This window comes from Promicromonospora umidemergens (assembly GCF_024171995.1).
In the GTDB taxonomy this organism is placed as follows: Bacteria; Actinomycetota; Actinomycetes; order Actinomycetales; family Cellulomonadaceae; genus Promicromonospora; species Promicromonospora umidemergens.
Window position 1 is genome coordinate 108,162 of sequence record NZ_JAMTCT010000008.1, and the last position, 17,897, is coordinate 126,058.

The 17,897-nt window shown below is 68.3% G+C and carries 16 protein-coding genes; 11 read left to right on the forward strand and 5 right to left on the reverse strand.

Annotation, left to right across the window (positions count from 1 at the left end; translation table 11 throughout):
- Window positions 1-57: 57 nt before the first annotated feature.
- On the reverse strand, window positions 58-1,692 hold the full coding sequence (locus APR04_RS14910; protein WP_253871517.1) for a polymorphic toxin-type HINT domain-containing protein: 1,635 nt from the start codon (window positions 1,690-1,692) through the stop codon (window positions 58-60).
- A gap of 162 nt (window positions 1,693-1,854) precedes the next feature.
- On the opposite strand from APR04_RS14910, the gene APR04_RS14915 reads away from it, so the two are divergent.
- Genes APR04_RS14915 through APR04_RS14925 form a run of 3 tightly spaced genes read left to right on the forward strand, consistent with a single transcriptional unit; the run spans window position 1,855 to window position 4,414 of the window.
- On the forward strand, window positions 1,855-2,361 hold the full coding sequence (locus APR04_RS14915; RefSeq protein WP_253871518.1) for an HAD domain-containing protein: 507 nt from the start codon (window positions 1,855-1,857) through the stop codon (window positions 2,359-2,361).
- 41 nt (window positions 2,362-2,402) lie between these two features.
- A complete protein-coding gene (locus tag APR04_RS14920) occupies window positions 2,403-3,653 on the forward strand; it encodes a hypothetical protein (protein WP_253871520.1) in 1,251 nt (416 codons plus the stop codon).
- On the forward strand, window positions 3,650-4,414 hold the full coding sequence (locus APR04_RS14925) for a glycerophosphodiester phosphodiesterase (RefSeq protein ID WP_253871521.1): 765 nt from the start codon (window positions 3,650-3,652) through the stop codon (window positions 4,412-4,414). Before APR04_RS14920 ends, APR04_RS14925 begins: the two co-directional genes overlap by 4 nt.
- Window positions 4,415-4,460: 46 nt before the next feature.
- Here APR04_RS14925 and APR04_RS14930 read toward each other — a convergent pair whose 3' ends face one another.
- Both APR04_RS14930 and APR04_RS14935 read right to left on the reverse strand, forming a co-directional pair.
- Complete coding sequence (locus tag APR04_RS14930; protein WP_253871522.1) at window positions 4,461-5,357, reverse strand: hypothetical protein; 897 nt, start codon at window positions 5,355-5,357, stop codon at window positions 4,461-4,463.
- A gap of 38 nt (window positions 5,358-5,395) precedes the next feature.
- Window positions 5,396-6,130: an 8-oxoguanine DNA glycosylase OGG fold protein gene (locus APR04_RS14935; protein ID WP_253871523.1), complete on the reverse strand. Its 735-nt coding sequence runs from the start codon at window positions 6,128-6,130 to the stop codon at window positions 5,396-5,398.
- Between the two features lie 180 nt (window positions 6,131-6,310).
- On the opposite strand from APR04_RS14935, the gene APR04_RS14940 reads away from it, so the two are divergent.
- From APR04_RS14940 to APR04_RS14965, 6 genes are all read left to right on the forward strand, one after another.
- A complete protein-coding gene (locus APR04_RS14940; protein WP_253871524.1) occupies window positions 6,311-6,598 on the forward strand; it encodes a DUF1330 domain-containing protein in 288 nt (95 codons plus the stop codon).
- 92 nt (window positions 6,599-6,690) lie between these two features.
- Window positions 6,691-7,953: an NAD(P)/FAD-dependent oxidoreductase gene (locus APR04_RS14945; protein ID WP_253871525.1), complete on the forward strand. Its 1,263-nt coding sequence runs from the start codon at window positions 6,691-6,693 to the stop codon at window positions 7,951-7,953.
- Window positions 7,954-8,069: 116 nt separating this feature from the next.
- The gene (locus tag APR04_RS14950; RefSeq protein ID WP_253871526.1) at window positions 8,070-8,675 is read left to right on the forward strand and encodes a response regulator; all 606 of its coding nucleotides are present in this window, start codon (window positions 8,070-8,072) and stop codon (window positions 8,673-8,675) included.
- Between the two features lie 156 nt (window positions 8,676-8,831).
- Window positions 8,832-10,625 carry a gamma-glutamyltransferase gene (ggt, locus tag APR04_RS14955; protein ID WP_253871528.1) on the forward strand — a complete coding sequence of 598 codons (1,794 nt, stop codon included), beginning with the start codon at window positions 8,832-8,834 and terminating at the stop codon, window positions 10,623-10,625.
- Window positions 10,626-10,868: 243 nt separating this feature from the next.
- On the forward strand, window positions 10,869-11,453 hold the full coding sequence (locus APR04_RS14960) for an NUDIX domain-containing protein (RefSeq protein WP_253871530.1): 585 nt from the start codon (window positions 10,869-10,871) through the stop codon (window positions 11,451-11,453).
- 9 nt (window positions 11,454-11,462) lie between these two features.
- The gene (locus tag APR04_RS14965) at window positions 11,463-12,263 is read left to right on the forward strand and encodes a protein phosphatase 2C domain-containing protein (RefSeq protein WP_253871532.1); all 801 of its coding nucleotides are present in this window, start codon (window positions 11,463-11,465) and stop codon (window positions 12,261-12,263) included.
- Between the two features lie 10 nt (window positions 12,264-12,273).
- Here APR04_RS14965 and APR04_RS31040 read toward each other — a convergent pair whose 3' ends face one another.
- On the reverse strand, window positions 12,274-15,177 hold the full coding sequence (locus APR04_RS31040) for a tetratricopeptide repeat protein (protein ID WP_253871534.1): 2,904 nt from the start codon (window positions 15,175-15,177) through the stop codon (window positions 12,274-12,276).
- Between the two features lie 218 nt (window positions 15,178-15,395).
- Here APR04_RS31040 and APR04_RS14975 point away from each other — a divergent pair, with 218 nt between their 5' ends.
- The gene (locus tag APR04_RS14975; RefSeq protein WP_253871535.1) at window positions 15,396-16,046 is read left to right on the forward strand and encodes an ankyrin repeat domain-containing protein; all 651 of its coding nucleotides are present in this window, start codon (window positions 15,396-15,398) and stop codon (window positions 16,044-16,046) included.
- A 72-nt stretch (window positions 16,047-16,118) separates the two neighbouring features.
- On the forward strand, window positions 16,119-16,778 hold the full coding sequence (locus tag APR04_RS14980; protein WP_253871537.1) for a DUF6308 family protein: 660 nt from the start codon (window positions 16,119-16,121) through the stop codon (window positions 16,776-16,778).
- Window positions 16,779-16,814: 36 nt separating this feature from the next.
- On the opposite strand, the gene APR04_RS31045 is transcribed toward APR04_RS14980, so the two are convergent.
- Window positions 16,815-17,882 (reverse strand): HNH endonuclease, encoded by a 1,068-nt coding sequence (locus tag APR04_RS31045; protein ID WP_253871539.1) that lies wholly within the window; start codon window positions 17,880-17,882, stop codon window positions 16,815-16,817.
- Window positions 17,883-17,897 lie beyond the last annotated feature (15 nt).

Sequence of the window (17,897 nt, forward strand, 5' to 3'; positions counted from 1 at the left end):
CCTGTTCAGGGCACGCCCGCACCCGACCATCCACCTGTAAAGACGCAGGTCACAGCCCTATCCAGCGACTTTGCCGGAGCCCTGGGCGGCCGCCTTGCTGATCTGCAACTTCTGGCCGAACGCTGCCGGGTTCTTCGCTTTCGCGGGTCCGCCGACGAAGATGTACTCACCGTTCGGACCGAGGACGTCGAGACCTGTCGACCCGACACCATCGACAGACACCTTGATGTCCTGGCCTTTCGCGTTCTTCGCGAGCTTGCCGCCGACAATCCTGGCGACCCGTTCCTCGCGTGAGAGGCCGAGTGCCTCGGCCTCGTGCCCGGAGTTGTGGACGAGGATCGGTGTGTTGCCGGCATAGATGTAGTAGTTGGAGTGGGTCTCGACGTGGAAGTTGTAGACCGTCTCGACGCAGGCCTCGGTGCGCTGTTCGGTCTCGATGGCCTCGACCGGGACGGTGGTGCCGTCCGGGGTGACCAGCAGGTCGCCGACGTTCAGGAACGCGGCGTCGATCCAGCCGCGCTCGTGGACCATGAACGGGTGCTCGGCCGTGGTCGAGACCCGTTCGTCGTTGATGGTCAGGTGGAACAGCTCGTCGGTGGTGCGGACGAATGTCTCGGTGACCAGTTGCAGCTCGTCGCGGCCCGTGACCGGGTCGTGGGCCCAGACCTTGTCCCCGACGACGATGTCCTCGATCGGCCGCGGACCGTCCGGGGTATGGATCAGGGTGCCGGCGACGAAACACTTGCCGAACCCGAACTTGCACGACTTACCGGACTTCAGGCCCTGCTTGACCGCGGTCTTGCTGATGCCCTTCGCGATCCCGGTCGCGGCCTTCGCAGCACCACCCAGCCCAATGAGCGACAACGCGGCACCCGCGATCGCGATCCCAGCCTCCGCCCACGACCGCTCACCGGTCGCGGCCAGGGTGATGTTCGCGACCGCTGACACGATCGCCGCGACCGCCGCGATGACGATCAGCACTCCCGCCAGCGCGGTACCGACGATGGGGATGAACGCGACGATGATCGCGAGGATCCCGGCGATGGTGGAGATCATGTCGGCGATGTCCGCGATCGCGGCGACGAGCTTGGAACCCCAGTTGTCCCACCACCCATCATTCAGGTCGTCGGAGGAGGTGATCTCCTCGATCCGGTCGACCGCATGCTCCGCCGCCCGGTCCCGGTCCGAGACCGCGGACTCCACGGTGGACCTCGCGGAGGAGAGCACCCCGGCCGCCTGGTCGGCGTCACCGCTGGCCTGCTGGGCCTTCTGCTCGTACTCGGCTTTCTCGGTCTCGTCCTTCGCGCCATCGGCGAGGTCCTGCCACCGGTCCTTCGAGCCCGCAGCCGCCTGCGCCGCATCCTGGGCCTCCCTGGCCCGGTCCAACGCTGCGAGCGTCTCGCCCTGCACGCGCTCCAGGGAGGACGCGTACCCGACCAGGGCGTCCCCGGCGGCGACGTACCGGGAGTGGGCCTTGCGGATCTCCCCGATGGTGTCTTCCTTGGCATCCATCAACGAGTCCACGGCCTGCGAGATCGTCCCGTCCACATCCAGACGACTCATCGACGACGCCGCGTTGTCGATCGAGCGGGCAACCTCCTGATACTCCTGCCCACCGGAGAGGACCAGCACCGGATCACCCGGCGTCGGATCAGCATCCAACCCCACCGGCGACCAATCAGACGGCCTCATCAAACCCACCCCTGAGCAGCAACGACAGCGACGCTGCCGAGGGTACCCACCGACTGCTAGCAGGGCTATGAATAGATGCAGCCAGCGACCGGAACCCGCGCCGCATGGAAGTCCGCGAGCAGGGCTGCATCGTCGGCCAGATGCCATCGCTATCGTGCCGGGATGACCGATGCCTCGCGCCCGATCCTCTTCCTCGACGTCGACGGAACGCTGCTGCCGTTCGGCGGCCCCGGTATGCCGATCGTGCCGGATGCGCCGGAGGTGTGGCCCGCGTCGTCGAACCCTCATCTTGCGCGGGTTGACCGGACGCTCGGGCCGCTGCTGAGCGGCCTCGGCTGCGACCTGGTGTGGGCGACGGCGTGGATGGACGACGCCAATGAGGTGATCGCGCCGCTGCTCGGCCTGCCGTCCCTGCCGGTGGCCAACCTGCCCGCCTACGCCGGCGATATCGGGCACGACCGCCTGCAGTGGAAGACGAAGGCGCTGGTCCGGATCGCGGACGGGCGTCCGTTCGTGTGGGTCGACGACGTGATCGGGCATGCTGACCGGTGGTTCGTCGAGCTCGAGCATGCTGGAGCGGCGCTGCTGCACAAGGTCGACTCGGATATCGGGGTTACTGCCGCTGATCTGGCTGTGATCACCGCGTGGTTGAGGGACGTGGAGCGCTGAGAAACGCCTGTCCAGGCCTCTCACGTGGCACGATGCCGACTATGGCCCGCATCGTGCACATCTTCACGTTCCGCGCTTTCCCGACCGTATCCGATGGCGTTCCGCTGACCGAGGCCTATGATTTCGGGCGATTCACTCCCCACCTGGTGAACCGCCCCGGCGACATTCTTCGTGTCACGAACCTTGGCCGGCACACCGACGTCCGGGTCACCACTGAACAGTCCACTCTCGCGCCGCACGACATCACCGCACGCTTGTGGTCGGACGGGGCGTCTCTCGCACAGCTGCACCTGTCGTACGAGCTCGACGACCCATCCCCGCACGAGGTCGCGAGCCATCTTGCGGTCTTCTGCCACGAGCGGACCTCGCTGTCGTTCGACGGCGTTGCGCTGGTCGACTGGCTCGTCGGCAAGGCCGGCCTCGACCGAGTACCCCGGCTGGACCAGGACGTCCTGCAGTTCGTCGAGCTCGACGACGCCGCGAGGCTTGCCACCGACAAGGACGAGCCCAGTAACGACGCCATCGCAATGATCTACCGCACCGCTGAGCGGCTGCCCGACGGCGGCGTCCCGACTCACGTACCGGCGGCGCTCAACTCGTTGGCGGGTGCGTTCGCTGCCCACGGCCGGGGCGTCGTCGTCCTCGGCGGGCAGAGCGAGGCGACTGCGCTGACCGTGCGGCTCACGGCGTGCGAGCTGTTGTTCGCCGTCGGGCGGGCGCGGCATGCGCGAGCGAAGATCGAGAACCTGCTTCAGGGATCACGCACCCGGGACGAAGCCGCCGGTATCTGGGACGACGCGGAACGACTGAGTGAGGTCGCCAGGGAGGTCCGCAGGCAGCGCACCATCATGGCGCTCGACGTGCAGGGCTATGCCGACGGGCTGTTCATGCCCGAGCTGGTGATCGACAGCTTCCGCACGAGCTTCGCCGAGGCGCTCCGGCTCGGCGATCTGACCGACTCCACGGTCGGACTCATGGACGCGCTCAGCGACGTGATCGGCTCCAGCCTCGCCGACATCCAGCTGCGTGCGGCCAAGCTTGCCGACACGCGTGAGCGCCGCTGGCAGCTCGGGGTCGGCATGGCATCCGGTATCGCGATCCCGGTCGCGCTGCTCCTTTCGTACTTCGGCGTCTCCAGCGAGGCCACCATCCCCGCGGAACGGTCGATCTACGACCTCACGGTCTACGGTCTGGTGTGGGCGCTGGCAGTGGCCTCTGCTGGGGCTATCGCCGCGATGACGCTCAGGCAGTACTTCCGTACGAAGAACGGGGACAGCACGACATGGCGATGATCAGCGCGCATCGGTGCGGGGCCGGGAGCGACCTGGACCTCGAGAACACCCGGGCCGCGCTCGACAGGGCGCTCACTCTCGACGTGGACTACGTCGAGTTCGACGTCCAGCGGCTGGGCGACGGCACGTTCGTGCTCTTCCACGACGACTTCGTGGAGCTCGACGGTCATCACGTCCCGATGGCGGACCTGACTTTCGAGCAGTTCTCCGGGATGGCGGACCACTTCATGCGGTACGACGACGTGCTCGCCGCGCTCAAGGGTGTGAAGCACGCGCACATCGACCTCAAGTTCGTCTCGCCGGAGTCCGCGTACGTGAACCCCGAGAGCACGTATGAAGTGGCCGCAACGGAGCAGGCGCTGGAGATCCTCGGCGCCGGCCAGTTCATCATCACGACCCTCGAGGACCAGTCGGTGCGGGCAGTGCGCGACTGGGCCGACGGCGCCGGACTCGACCTGCTCGTCGGGCTCTCCCTCGGACGAGATACGGCGGACATGTCCCTGGTGGAGGCCGTGCGGACCCGGCTGTCGGAGTTCTTCCCCGGTGCGCGCATCCGTGGCTCGCGCGCGAACCTCGTCGTCTGTCACCAGAGGATCGCCCGGTACACAGTGGCGCGTTTTGCACGACGCCGGGGGTTGCCGCTGCTGGTGTGGACCGTGGACGAGCCGGAGGCGCTCGCGTACTGGCTCGCGCCGGATGCTGCGTGGCTGGTGACGACCAACTATCCGGAGCGGGCGATCGGGCTCGTGAAGGCTCCATAGCGTGCGCGCTCCGGGGCGGGTCGTTGGGCGGTGACTGCCGGTCGGGTCAGCACGTGGTGCCCCACGGCGCCGCGACGACGTGGACGGCGTCGGCGTACAGGATGCGGCCCGGGTCGTAGGTGCGGACCTCACGCCAGCCGACGTCGTACCCGTCCAGCAGGTCGAGGTAGCCGCGAGTGATGCCGAGCAGGTCCCGGGCGTCGGCGCGGATGTACGTCCGGGCGTCCGGATGGCGCTCGCGGTCGTAGAGGCTCGGGTCGGCGGCAGACGGGTCCGGGTAGGCGCCGTTCATGAGGTCGTTGTGGGTGTGCCACCAGGCCTGGTCCTCGGGCGTGAGCCGCCCGGAGTGAGCGAGGCCGTTGGCCAGCGCGACGACGCCGGGGTAGGTCATCCGGCGGGTCGGCTCGGTGGCCTCGTAGCGGACGTACTCCACGAGGGGTTGCAGCTCGCAGAGCCGGCTGTTGACGTGTGCCCAGTCGTCGTCGGGAGTCTCGCTCAGTTCGCGGTACCTGTGGCCGAACGTGAAGTCCAGGAGGAACGCGGTCAGGTCGTCGGCGAGGCGGCGGTAGGCAGTGCCGTCCGGCCAGTGACCGCCGGGCTCGCCGTCGACCAGCCAGATGGATCTGTCGGCCTCGTTCAGGACAAGCAGGTCGACGTCGTGCACGTCGCCCACGACGTGCCAGGTTCCTGGCGGCGTGTCCTGGCCCGGGGAGAGGGCAGCGAAGGGGTTCCAGTTCGGCAGCCAGGGGCCGTCGTTCAGGCGGATGGCGCCGAGGACGAAGCCGTTGGCGACCCGGAGGATGTCGGCGTGGTCCGGGTGAGTCGCCGTGGATGTCGCTGTTGCCGGTCCCGAGACCTGGTGGTTCATCGCCAGGTCTCGGTCGCTGTTCAGCAGGAGACGGGCCTGGATGAGGCGGTGGATGACGGTGTCGGGCAGGGGCACGGTGGTGAGCGTAGTCAGGCACCGTCGAGCGTGAGCTGTCAGGCGGAGTTGCCGAACAGCGCACGCTCGATCTGGTCGGACGCGACAGGCGTTGCCGGCGTGCTGAGCTCGTCGGCCCAACGCGCGAGCAGCTCGCAGTAGGCGACGTAGGTGTCGGTGTACCAGTTCATGCGCCGGGGTGGCAGGCTGCGCCAGCCCGCGTGGTGCAGGCGCGTCGCGACACGCGCATCGAGAATGACGCAGGGATGTGACGCTGCGCCGTTTCCCGCGAAGTAGAGGTACTTGGTGAAGAACGACGGGCCGAGATAGGGGATCGAGGCACGTCCGGGTCGGACCAGTGCTCGGTAGGAATCAGCAGTGTTACCGGATCGGGCGTGTTCCACCGACTGCCGAAGTAGTGCGACGTTCGTTCGTGCATCAGCCGGGTCGATGAACGCGGCGATACGTCGGCGGTTGTTCCGGATCCTGGGTCCTGAGCCCCAGGCCAGGACGTGCCACAGCAGGTTCAGGTAGGCGTCGTCGTCGGCATCTGGCCCGACGGTGTCCGCAAGCTTGAACAGGGACCCCCGAGTCAGCTGAACTTCAGCGGTGCCGTTCGGATCTGCGGTGACGACGAACCGGCCGAGACCAGCATCCGTCAGCGTTCGGTTCCACCAGGGCAGTGCCAAGTTCGCAGCTGCGGGCCCGTGGTCGAGGATGCCGGTCCCGCGGTCGACCACGTCGGCGGTGACGTCAGCAGGAAGCCGCAAGTCGGTGGGCGGAATGGGTGCCATCTCGCGAGGCTAGTGGACGACTTGACCGAAGGGTGCCGGCGCAGCCCGAAATAACCCGGTGATGCCGTGAGCTCTCTTGTGACCAGGCGCTACGCTCATCGCCGGTAGGAATGAAACGGTCCATCGGCCGGCCGTTCCCGCCCATATCCTGTTCGAGATCTCGTTCAAAGGGGCTTCGCCATGAGTGCATACATCGTGTTCCACAAAGAGGGCACGCACGACCAGTCCGAGCTCGACGAGTACCTGAAGAACGTCGGAAAGACCTTCGAGGGGCATCCGGCGAAGATCCTCGCCGCGTACGGTCCGCAGCAGGTACTCGAAGGCCCCGCGCCGGAGGGGGTCGTGGTGCTGGAGTTCCCCACGGCGGCCGCGGCGCGTACGTGGTACGACAGCCCGGCGTACCAAGCCGTGGCGAAGCACCGTCTCAACGGAGCAACCTTTCGCGTCGTGCTCGTGGAAGGCGCTTGAGAGCACCAGTCGCCCTGCGGCGACGCGCCGTCCACAGATCTCCCCACGGAGGGAGGAGGTGCTGACCGGTACCTGATATCTACGGTCGGGGCATGGAGTCCCACAGTCCCTTGCAGCGCGTGCATCACGTCGACTGCGTCGTCGTCGGCGCAGGCGTGGTGGGAGCGACCATCACTCAACAGCTCGCCCGCCGCGGTGTCGGGGTCGCGCTGATCGATCGCGCGCCCGGGATCGGCGGTGGCTGCTCGTACGCGAACGCCGCGATCGTCGCGCCACACCATGTGACGCCCCTCGCGACGCCCGCACTGCTCCGCGAGGCCCCGATCCAGATGCTGCGCCGCCCGCCGGCCGTCAGGATGCAGCCCGATCCGAGCATCCTCCCGTGGGCCGGGAGCCTGATGGCATCGGCCGCCCCTCGGCGTGCCCACCTGGCCGGGGAGCGGTTGAGCAGGCTGGCGGCCGAGAGCACCCGGCTCCATTGCCTGCTGGCCGACGAGGGTCTCAGCCCGACGCTGCGCAAGACGGGCGCCGTCGACGTCTACCTCCGTCCACCGCGGCGCCGTCGTGCCGACCTGCTCTCCTTCGAACGGCTGACGGCCATCGAACCGGCGTTGGCGCCGGTCGCAGCGGGTGCCCACCACGCCGAGGAGTGGACGCTGGAGAGCCGCAGCTTCGTCAAGGCCATGCTGGACGACGCGTCCCGCCATGGCGCCGACGTCTTCTTCGGCACGTCGGCCGAGCGGTTGCTGACGGAGCACGGGCGGGTCGTCGGGGTCGCGGCGGAGGGCATGATCCTCCTCGCCGATCATGTGATCCTCGCGGCCGGGCTCGGGTCAGCGACGCTGGCGGCTCAGGTCGGTCTGCAACTTCCGCTCCGTGGTGGAAGGGGCTACGTCATCGACGTCGCTGCCGGTGATCACGCCCCGGCGATGCCTGTTCGCATCAAGGAGCACCGCGTCGTCGTGACGCCGCTCGCGGACCGGGTCCGCGTGTGCGGATCCATCGAGTTCGGGGACGAGCGCAGACCGATGGACCCGGGCAGGGCGGAAGCTCTGAAGACCGTGGCCGCACGAGTGCTCCCCGGGTTGGAGCGAGCCGCCGTCGTCGACCGCTGGGCCGGCGAGCGGCCGTGCACCCCGGACGGGGTGCCGGTCATCGGCCGGTCGAGAACGGTGGAGAACCTCTCGGTCGCCACCGGGCACGGGATGTGGGGAATGGTCCTGGCTCCGGTCACCGCCCGGATGATCACCGACGCCGTCGTCGACGACGTCGAGCCGGCCCAGGACGCGTGGCTGAGCCCTGACCGGTACGACGGCCGGCCGGCGAGGCACCGCCGCACGTTGCGTACAGCCTGATCTCTGCCGCCCAGCCAGGTCATCGCTCGAGCGCGAAAGAACCGTGCAGCGGCTATGCTCCGGCGAGCGGCACGAGGGCCTGATCCAGAGAGAGGGCACAGGATATGAACGCTCGGATGCGGGTCCTGTTGGTCGAAGATCACCCCGTGGTGCTGCACGGCCTGCGTGCCATCTGCACCAGCAACCCCACGATCGACGTCGTGGGGGAGGCGGCGACCGCTGCAGAGGCCGTACAGGGCGCTCGCGAGCTGCAGCCGGACGTGGCGGTCGTGCCGGTCAGGCTCGGGGGCACCCGCGGCGGCATCGAGCTCTGCCGGTCGATCAAGAGCGTGTGCGGCGCACGGGTGGTGGTCTTCACGTCGTTCACCAGGACGGTCGACGTCCAGGTCGCGATGCTGGCCGGCGCAGACGCGCTGATCAGCAAGACCGCGACCAGCGACGTCTTCATCGCTGCCCTCCAGCAGGTGAAGGCCGGCCGGCAGGCGCTGTTCGTGGGGACCGGCCCGACGCCCCTGGCCGCAGCGGCGAGCTTCGACGCCATGGAACCGCTCACCGAGCGCGAGGAGGAGATCCTTGGCCTGGTCGTCGACGGTCTCACCAACCCGGAGATCGCGGCACGCCTGACGATCGAGGTGTCGACGGTCAAGACCCACATGCGAAGCGTTCTTCGCAAGCTGCGAGTCGATACCCGGCGCGATCTGCTCGTCGAGCTGGCCCAGTGACCCGGCTCCGCGCCGGAGGCGCCACCGAACACCGGCACCGCGCCTGCGCATCCTCCTTCCGGGAGGATCTTTCGTCGGCGGCACGCATCTAGGTTCTTCTCAACGTGGAGAGCTCACCTCGTGATCAGCTCGCCACCCGCTGGAGAGGGGAACCCCATGCGAGTCCGATCGAGGAGAGGCCTGGGCGCGCTGACCGTGGCGGTGGCCTTGGCCGCAACGGCCGCTGCACCGGTGGCCGCGCAGCAGCAGACGGTTCCGGAGGCGGTGACCGTTCCAGAGGCGGTGACCACCGCTCAGGAGATGGTGGTGACGGCCAACCCGCTGGCGACCAGGGCGGGCGAGCAGGTGCTGCGCAACGGCGGCACCGCCGCCGACGCGGCCGTCGCGGCGCAGATGGTGCTCGGTCTGGTCGAGCCGCAGTCCAGCGGGCTGGGCGGCGGGGCGTTCGTCGTGTGGCACGACGGCGCGAGCGGTGAGGTCACCACCTACGACGGCCGGGAGAAGGCGCCCCTGGCCGCGACCGAGGACCGGTTCGCCGGGCTGTCGTTCACCGACGCCTGGCAGAGCGGGCTGTCGGCCGGCGTGCCGGGCACGCCCGCCCTGATGGAGAAGATCCACACCCAGCACGGCAGGCTGCCCTGGCAGCGGTTGTTCGCGCCGGGGATGCGCCTGGCGCTGGGCGGCTACGAGATGACCGACCGGACCGCTGCCCTGGTCGACTCCTACCTGGCCGACAACGACAGCTGCAGCGACCGGCTCTTCTTTCGCGACCCTGTGGCGTTCGAGTACTTCACCAACGGGTCGGAGACCGACTGCGCGGCCAAGCCCGGCGGGACCCGGATGCGCAACCCCGACTACGCGGACACCCTCAGGACGCTGCGCGACGAGGGCGCAGAGGGCTTCTACACCGGCCGGCTGGCCGAGGCGGTCGTCGAGGCGGTACAGGAAGATCCGCACCTCCCCGGCGACATGACACTGGAGGACCTGGCCGGCTACGAGGTGGCCGAGCGGTCACCGGTGTGCAGCGACTACCGCGGCCACGAGGTCTGCGGCATGGGCCCGCCGTCCTCCGGCGCGCTGGCGGTCGGACAGATGCTGGGCATCCTCGAGCACTTCGACCTCGGCGACGACCCGCTCGCCCCCGAGGCGGTGCACTTGTTCACCCAGGCCGGGCGGCTGGCCTTCGCCGACCGCAACCTCTACGTCGGCGACGCCGACTTCGTGACCGTGCCGGCCGAGGGCATGCTCGACCCGGACTACCTCGCCGAGCGGGCCGGGCTGATCACCGACGAGGACATGGGCGCCGCCGAAGCAGGCATCCCACCGGGGGAGTTCGACCCGACGGCGCCGCAGACCGAGTCCAACGAGTCGGGTACCAGCCAGGTCTCGGTCGTCGACCGGTATGGCAACGCGCTGTCGATGACCACCACCGTCGAGAGCGGCTTCGGCAACGGCGTCATGGTCGACGGCGGCGGGTTCCTGCTCAACAACGAGCTGACCGACTTCTCGTTCGCCGCGGCCGACGCCGAGGGCACGCCGATCGCCAACCGTGTGCAGCCGGGCAAGCGGCCGCGCAGCTCGATGTCCCCGACGATCGTGCGGGACGCCGAGGGCTCGCTGGAACTGGTCACAGGCTCCCCGGGCGGTTCCCGGATCATCGGGTACACCGCCCAGTCGATCGTCAACGTGATCGACTTCGGGCTGGACCCGCAGCAGGCGATCAACGTGCCGCACGTCCAGAACAACAACGGCTCGACCGCGCTCGAGCCGCCGATCCCGGGCGTGACGCTGGACTACGACGTGGCGGCGCTGCGGGCCGCGCTCGAGGCTCGCGGCCATCCCGTCACGGTGACGGAGCAGACCAGCGGTCTGAGCGTCATCCAGGTGACCCCGGAGGGGCTGGTCGGTGGGGCCGACTACCGGCGGGACGGGAGTATCGGTGGGCGGTGATGTTCCGGTGATCGGCTGAGTGTTACGGGGTGGTCTCAGAAGCGCCGATTTGGGGGTATCTTCATGCAGGTGGTTGAACTCTCACGGGAGATTCCCCCCGCGACGCTCGCGCGCTTCACCGGTTGGCTGAGACGACTGACTGTGCCGTCGAGCCTTGCTCGACTCTCGCCACCGCATATCTTGATGGTGCGCGGTTCCGGTCCCAAGTTGCGGTGGCGCACAGCGAATGGTGCATTAACTCCTGTGAAAGATCTTGCCCGCGAGGAGTACCTGCGGAGGTTGCCGCACAAGCGAATGGCAGCAGGCGTGCTTCTTCGCTATGCGGACGAGATCGTACTTGTCGAGCCGACCTACAAGGACGCTTGGGAGATTCCAGGCGGAGTGGTGGAAGCAGACGAATCGCCGTGGGTGGCTGCCGAGCGCGAACTGAAGGAAGAGCTCGGTCTGGTGCGGGAAAATATGCCGGTTCTCCTTGTTGACTACGTTCCTCGCACGCAAGATGGAGTGCCTGAAGGACTGCTCTGGATCTTTGACGGGGGCTCACTGAGCGAATCCGAGCGTGAGCACCTTGGGAGCGCCGATGAGAATGAAGTCAGATCGGTGAGGCTTCTGTCGATCGAGGAAGCCAGGCAGCGGACGAGCGGACCCTTGGCGTCGAGACTGAGAGTCGCGTTTGATGTGGCGCTGGCGGCTCAAGCAGCTCGCGCATCTCAGGCGACGCCGCCTGCGTACGTGACTGTCTTCTGCGACCGGGGGGAACCGAGGCCTCTGGAGCAGCCAATACCCGAACCTGTAGTTTCTTCGACCAGGGATCTCGCGACCGTCTAGGGTCTGCGGGTGACTCTGCTCGCAGGAACCCTTGCCGGTAACTCCCACAACCAGGACCGCTACATGATCGGTGAAGGCTTCGCGGTCGTGCTCGACGGTGCCACATCGGTCGCAGGGGACCGCTCGCACGATCCAGGTTGGTTCGCTGGACGCATCGGCGAGGTCCTCGCCCGCACCCTTCCTGGTGGCGAACCGATCCCTGAGCTGGTCGCGGGCGCCATCGCGGAGGTCCGCGACGCGGACCGTCTCATCCCCGAGACGAGTCCGACGTGCACGGTGACGGTGGCACGTTGGTCAGGGGACACCGTCGAGACCTATGCGCTGTGCGACAGCACCATCGCCGTGCTGCACAGGGACGGGACCGAGTCCGTCTACTTCGACGACGAGGTCGGCGACGCCGTCGGTCAGAAGCGGGAGAAGTATCGCGCTCGCCTCGCGCGCGGGCACGGCTACGACGAGGCGCATCGTGACCTGCTCATCGAACTTCAGAAGGAGCAGGCACGGTGGCGCAACCGGCCCGGCGGCTATTACGTGGCCGGCACTGATCCGGACGCCGCTTACCACGGTGTCGTCGGCACGGTCGAGCGCACCGGAGTGACCGCGTTGCTGCTTGCGACGGACGGTGTGGACCCTGTTCGGCATCCCCGGGCCGGGACTTGGTGGGACCTCTACACCGAGGCCGTGGATCATGGCCCGGACAAGGTTCTCCACGATCTGCATGCCGCAGAGGCCGCCGACCCGGACGGGCTCCAGTGGGCGCGCTCGAAGCGGCACGACGACAAGACTCTGGTTGTCGTGCCGCTCACGTGAGCGACGGAGGTCAGAGGTCGGCGAGGAACTGCTCGATCGGTTCGGCATCGTCCCGGAGGTCGCGTGCCCGGTCGTGCTGTCCGGCACTGGCCAGCAGGGTCGCGTACCCGTTCAAGGTGGACCGGTAGGCGGTGACGAACAGGACTGCCCGCATGCCCGTCTCATAGCGGCGCCGATACAGCCCGACCGCCTCGGCGAACTGCTCCCGCGCGAGATCGTCGAGTCCACACATCGTGAGTGAGGCCGCGGAACTTCCGAGGCTCCAGGCGAGGTTCTGCTCGCGCCGGCTCGGATACCTCCGGGTGAGGTCTCGGTAGACGGCGACGGCCTCGTCGTGGGCTCGGACGGACTCCGCCACGCGGCCCAGGTCCGCGTAGGCGGTTCCCAGGTAGGTGAGGGAGCGCGCGCGTCCGGGTTCGAAGCGGACCGGGTTCCGGGCGGCGAGTCGGAGCCAGATCTCGTGGGCCTCCTGATGCATGGCGAGCGCTGCCTCGGGGAGGCCGAGTAGACCATACGTCGCCCCGAGATCTCCAAGGGCTAGTGCGAGGTCGGGCTCATAGCGAGTCGGGGTCTGCGTGTCCAGCTGCCGCCAGTGTTCCAGCGCCTCGAGGTAGTCAGAGTGTGCCTGCTCGGTGTCGCTGAGGTCGGTGTGGCAGCGCCCGATGGAGCTGAGCGACCGGGCGAGAGAGGCCCGGTGGCGGTCGTGTTGCTCGGCAAGACGTCGTCGGGCAGCCAGCGCCTCCCTGTGCGTCACGAGCGCCTCGCGCGGCTGACCGAGGTCTCGGTAGGAGACCCCGAGGTTGTGCAACGACTTCGCGAGGTCCGGGAGAAGACGTACGGCGTCGACCTGTGCGTGCTGCCGCCAGGTTCCTGCTGCTTCGTGACGAACGACGAGTGCCTCGTCGTTGCGCCCGAGGACGGCGTACGAGTCACCCAGGTTGTCCAGAGACCTGGTCAGGCCCGGCCAGTAGCGGCGCGGGCGCCACCGGGCGAGCTTCCGATACAGGCGTGTCGCCTCTTCCCGCGCGCTCAGGGACCTGTCGTAGTCGCCGAGTGTGAAGGTCCAGTTCCCGAGAACGTGCTGTGCGTGGGCGGTCCTGCCCGTGCGCTCGAAGAGCCGATCGCTGTTGACCGCGCGGACAAGGAGCACAGCGACGTGGTGGCCCACCTCGTGAAGCGCGCTCGGTGGATCTGGCCAAGGGAGCAGCTCGTGGACGGCGCTGACGGTGCGCCATCTCACGTCGATGCCTTGCACGAGATCCAGGGCAAGCCGCGCGACGTCGTCGCCCCTGCGTGGATCGAGACGATCCGGATCGGATTCGTCCGTGGACCGATGATTCTGGCCGTGCGAGCTGGAGCTGTTCGACGGCTTGTCGTCCTGGCTGCGTGACGGATCGGAGGCAGCGCGCGTCAGGACGATCATCGCCCGTACTGCCTGGCGTTCGCTCAGGCCGCGCAGCAGGACATCGCGCCGTTCGGCGCTCACCAAGGCACGTGTCGTGTCGCTGGCGTCGGTTGCCGTCAGCATCGAGACGACGAGGTGCTCGGCAAGGCGGTCCGGATGCAGGCTTCCGATCCAGCCAGGGTCACCGACGAGGACCAGGTCGTCCGAGCTGTCCAGGAAGCCGGTGCTGGGCGGGTACTGCTCACGCAACCAGCGTGCGGCCGCCCGGGGGTCCAGACTGGTGCCGGGTGGACACAGCCGAGCGACGCGGCGGACCAGCGATTCGGCTTCGTCCTGGCTCTCCGCGCCGAGGAGACACGCGGCCGCCACCAGGATTCGCAGCGTCTGTCCGTCGCTGGGGATACCGGCTTCGTCTGCCGATCGTGTCCAGCTTCGTGCCTCGTGCCGGAGCAGCTCATCGAACACGGCGTGCATCGATACGCCCGCCGGGGTTCGCCGTGGGCTGGTTGCGACGTCGGGCGCATGAACTTCGACTCGAAGCACATGGACAAGTGCGATGGAGAGCAGATCGAGCATTCGCGCACCGGGCACGACGTCGGGCAGCGTCAGCTGCGCAGGACTCTTGTCGAGGAATGCGGTGAAGTCTTGGACCGCGACGTCGACGATTCTCTGCTGCTCTGCGAGGTGCCCGTCATCCGCATCGTGCGGTACGACCCGAGCAGAGAGCTCGATCGGGTCATATCTGCCGACGACGGCTCCGACATCGGATTGCTGGCACAGGTCCGACCACCACAGACCACCTCGCCGTGCGAGAAGAAGGACGCGTACGGCACCGGGATCGTTGTTCGCCTGGCGCAGGAGCTCTGCGACGCCTTCACTTCTGTTCTCCGCGTAGTCGACGATGAACAGAACTGGTGCCTCGCGGTGGCCGCGGCGCAGCACCTGCATGGCCTCCGCCTCGACGCCGGTGCGTAGGTTGCGGCACTCCCAGCCGTGATTCGTTCGCATGGCTCTCTGCAGCTCATGCGCCAGGCGCGTCTTGCCGACGCCGCCGGCCCCGGTCACCAGCCGTACTCGCAGGGAGCGTCTGCCGGGGTCGTAGTCGTCGATGCACCAGTCGACGAGCTGCTGGAGCACGTCGTCGCGGCCGACGAACCGGACTATCTGTTCGTCACCGTCTCGAACAGGTGAGAGCAGCCGGCCCGGGGCGTCTTCGTCCCCCGGCGGTCGCACGCCGAGCTGCTGCGAGGCGAGGCGGTCGCGCGCCTCTCTGTCGGCTGCTTCCTGGTGCCGATCGTGCAGAGTGAACCAGCGTTCCAGAAGGGTCGCGCCAAGGACACCGCCCACGACCGCGCCTGCGACCATCGTCTGCCGCACCCAGGTCGGCACCGACTCCGGCAGGATCGCCGCGGCGATCCCCACGATGACGGCGAGCGTGGAGGCGATGCCGTACACCCACAGCCGTCGCGCGCCCTTGCCCCGGTATCCCCCGAAACCCGCCTCCGTCACTCTCACGAGGGTACGAGCAACCGGACAATCCGGGAAGGTAAACCTGGAGGACGGACGCAACCTGGCTGACGTGCGTGCCGCGTTCGGTGGTGAGAAGCCTCGATGCGAGCCACGCGGCAGACAGTCTGCCGGAGGGCCAGCGCTGGCCTGTGCTCCTTGATCTGGCTTGAGCCGCGTCGCTGATGACAGACCATCTGGACCGGTGAAAGACTCGCGCGATGGACCCGCTCCACTGGCACTCGTCGAGGGACCGCGACGCGTACGCCGAGACATTCCTTGCAACGATCGATACGATAGCCGACGCCGCGCGCGCCGGGCGGTGGCCTGACGTGTTCGCTGCCCTGGACGCCGCGCGATCGGACGGAACCACGTTCCATCCGAACGTCTGGCGGATCAGTGGGAGCTCCGGATTCACGCCACTGCACCAGGCCGCATGGCACGGGGCCCCGGTCGAGGTGGTGAGGGAGTTGGTCCGGCGGGGCGCATGGCGGACGCTTCGCGCCGCGAACGGCCAGGACGCAGCGAGTATCGCGCGTCAGCGGGGGCACGAGGAGATCGTTCCCGACCTGCAGCCACCGCCTCCCCCGCAGGACCTCCAGTTCTCCGTGCTGGATGGGCACCTCCTGGGCCTGATCGAGGCGCGCGTGCGCCCGGCGCTCGGGATCAAGCTGCGGTATCCGCAGGCTGCCGTCGTCCATGAGGCGGGCACGATCTGGTACCCCGTCCCTGGGATGTACGGCGGGTTCGTGTTCAAGGCGATTCCGGACGGTGTGGAGGCGGAGAGCTGGGTCCGGGTCGTGGGCGGCTCCGGTCAGCGGCACGTCATCAGCCGCAACGGTTGTCACCTGGTGGAGGAGGGGTTCGTGTGAGCCTCTTGGTGTGGCTTCCGAAGTTCGCGAGATTCTGTTCGGACATGCGGACCGGAGCCCTCCACTGCCTCTATGGCAGGTGCGTCCAGCGCGGTACGAGTACTCAGTGAAGTTCAGCCTGTGAACCGGTCGACGTCCGCTCTACCGTGTGCTGATGACGGAAGATCCCCCCGGGCGTGCGATGCCGGCCATCCTCGAGCCCGAGTTCGCGCCGCTGGCCGTTGCTCCTGCTCCGCGACTACTACGCCGGGACCAGGAGCAACGGCCAGCCCTGGTTCACCGGGGCCCGGCGCTCCGCTCTGGGAGGCCTCCGACGCAGAGATCGGCCAGGTCTCTGCCGCTGCCGAGCTCTGGTGGTTGCTGCGCGGTGGAAGGGACGGAATCGGCAGGGTGACGGCGAGCAAGCTCATGGCCCGCAAACGCGCGGACCTGATCCCGATCTACGACCGCGTCATCGGATCGGCCCTGGGCCAAACCAGTGCTGAGGGCCACTGGGAGGCGATGCGTCAGCTGATGCTGACCAGCGTCGGCGGAGTGCCGCTCCACCAGCGCCTCGGCACGATGGCGCTCGATGCCGGACTCGCCCCGCTCGTCACCCCTCTGCGAGTCTTCGACGTGTTGGTCTGGTACGCCCACAACCCGGACAGTACGGTCAAGGCCAGGGCGGAGGGGTTCGCGGACGAACTCAGCGGATCGGGGGCGCTCTCGCAGATCTGGGACGCGCGTGTATGACCTGCGCGCCTCGTAGACGCTGTCGCTCGTCCCGCCCTACGCGAAGATCCGCTCGCGATGCCAGGCCAGATACTCGTTCGCGGGCGCTACCGTCGGCAGCGTGAGATCGATCCGCTGGCGCAGGCCGTCACCGGAGAAGTGGCGGGCGGTCGCCGGGTGCCGGTCCGCGGCGGAATGCAGACGCGGCGAGACACGGACCGTCAGATGGTCTGGCGCGGTGTCGAGCGTCATCAGGCCGGTGTCGAACGCGGCGTCGTGCGTGGGGCAGGCCGCGATCCCGTTGGCGACGTCAAGGCGTTCGCGGCGGTCGGAGTCGCGCCACGGCTTGATGTGCCCGGCCCGGAGCAGGCTTGGCCGTCGTCCGTCACCCAGGGTGAACCCACAGAATGCGCACGCGTCACCGTAGTTACGCAGCACCTCGCTCGCGAACGCGCTCTGCCCTACGCGGAGCATCTGCACCAGCGCTCGCTCGGTCGCGCTGTCGGTGTCGAGGTCTTCCAGCCGGCGTTGACCGATCTCCTGCTCGACGGCGGTCTCCAGGTCGAGCGCGTCGATCTCCTCCTGACCGAGCAGCACCATGAAGCCGCCGTGCTCGAGGCCCAGGAAGTCGGGTAGACGATCGGTGCCGATACCGACGTTCCGAGCCGCCGCGAGAATGATCCGGTAGGCGCTGGCGACGAGGTCGGGATCGGCGGCGAGGCGGCGGCCGAGGTCAATGTCGGTGGTGGCGCCGCGGTTCCGGCCGGGAACGCCGGACAGGTTCTCGACCTTGGACGCGACGCCGTTGGGCTTGCGTCGGAACAGACGTGCGAGCTCGGGTACCGGGAAGGGGAATGAGCGTCCTTCCCCGCCGCCGGCGCGGACATTCGCCACGACGCGCACCGCGCCCGCCAGGAGCGTCTCGACCGGCGTGTGGTTTACGCGGCCGCGATTTTCCGTGGGGTCCTGGCGCGAGACGATCTCCAGCCACTGGCGCTCGGCCTCCGCGACTGTGAGGTCGAGGTATTTGGGCAGGTTCACGGTTACCTGGTCTGCATTGTTGCGGGCGGCGGGGGCGTCATCGACCCAGGCTAGGTTCTGCGAGCCGGCCGTGTCATCGCCCACCTCGCTCGCGCCTCC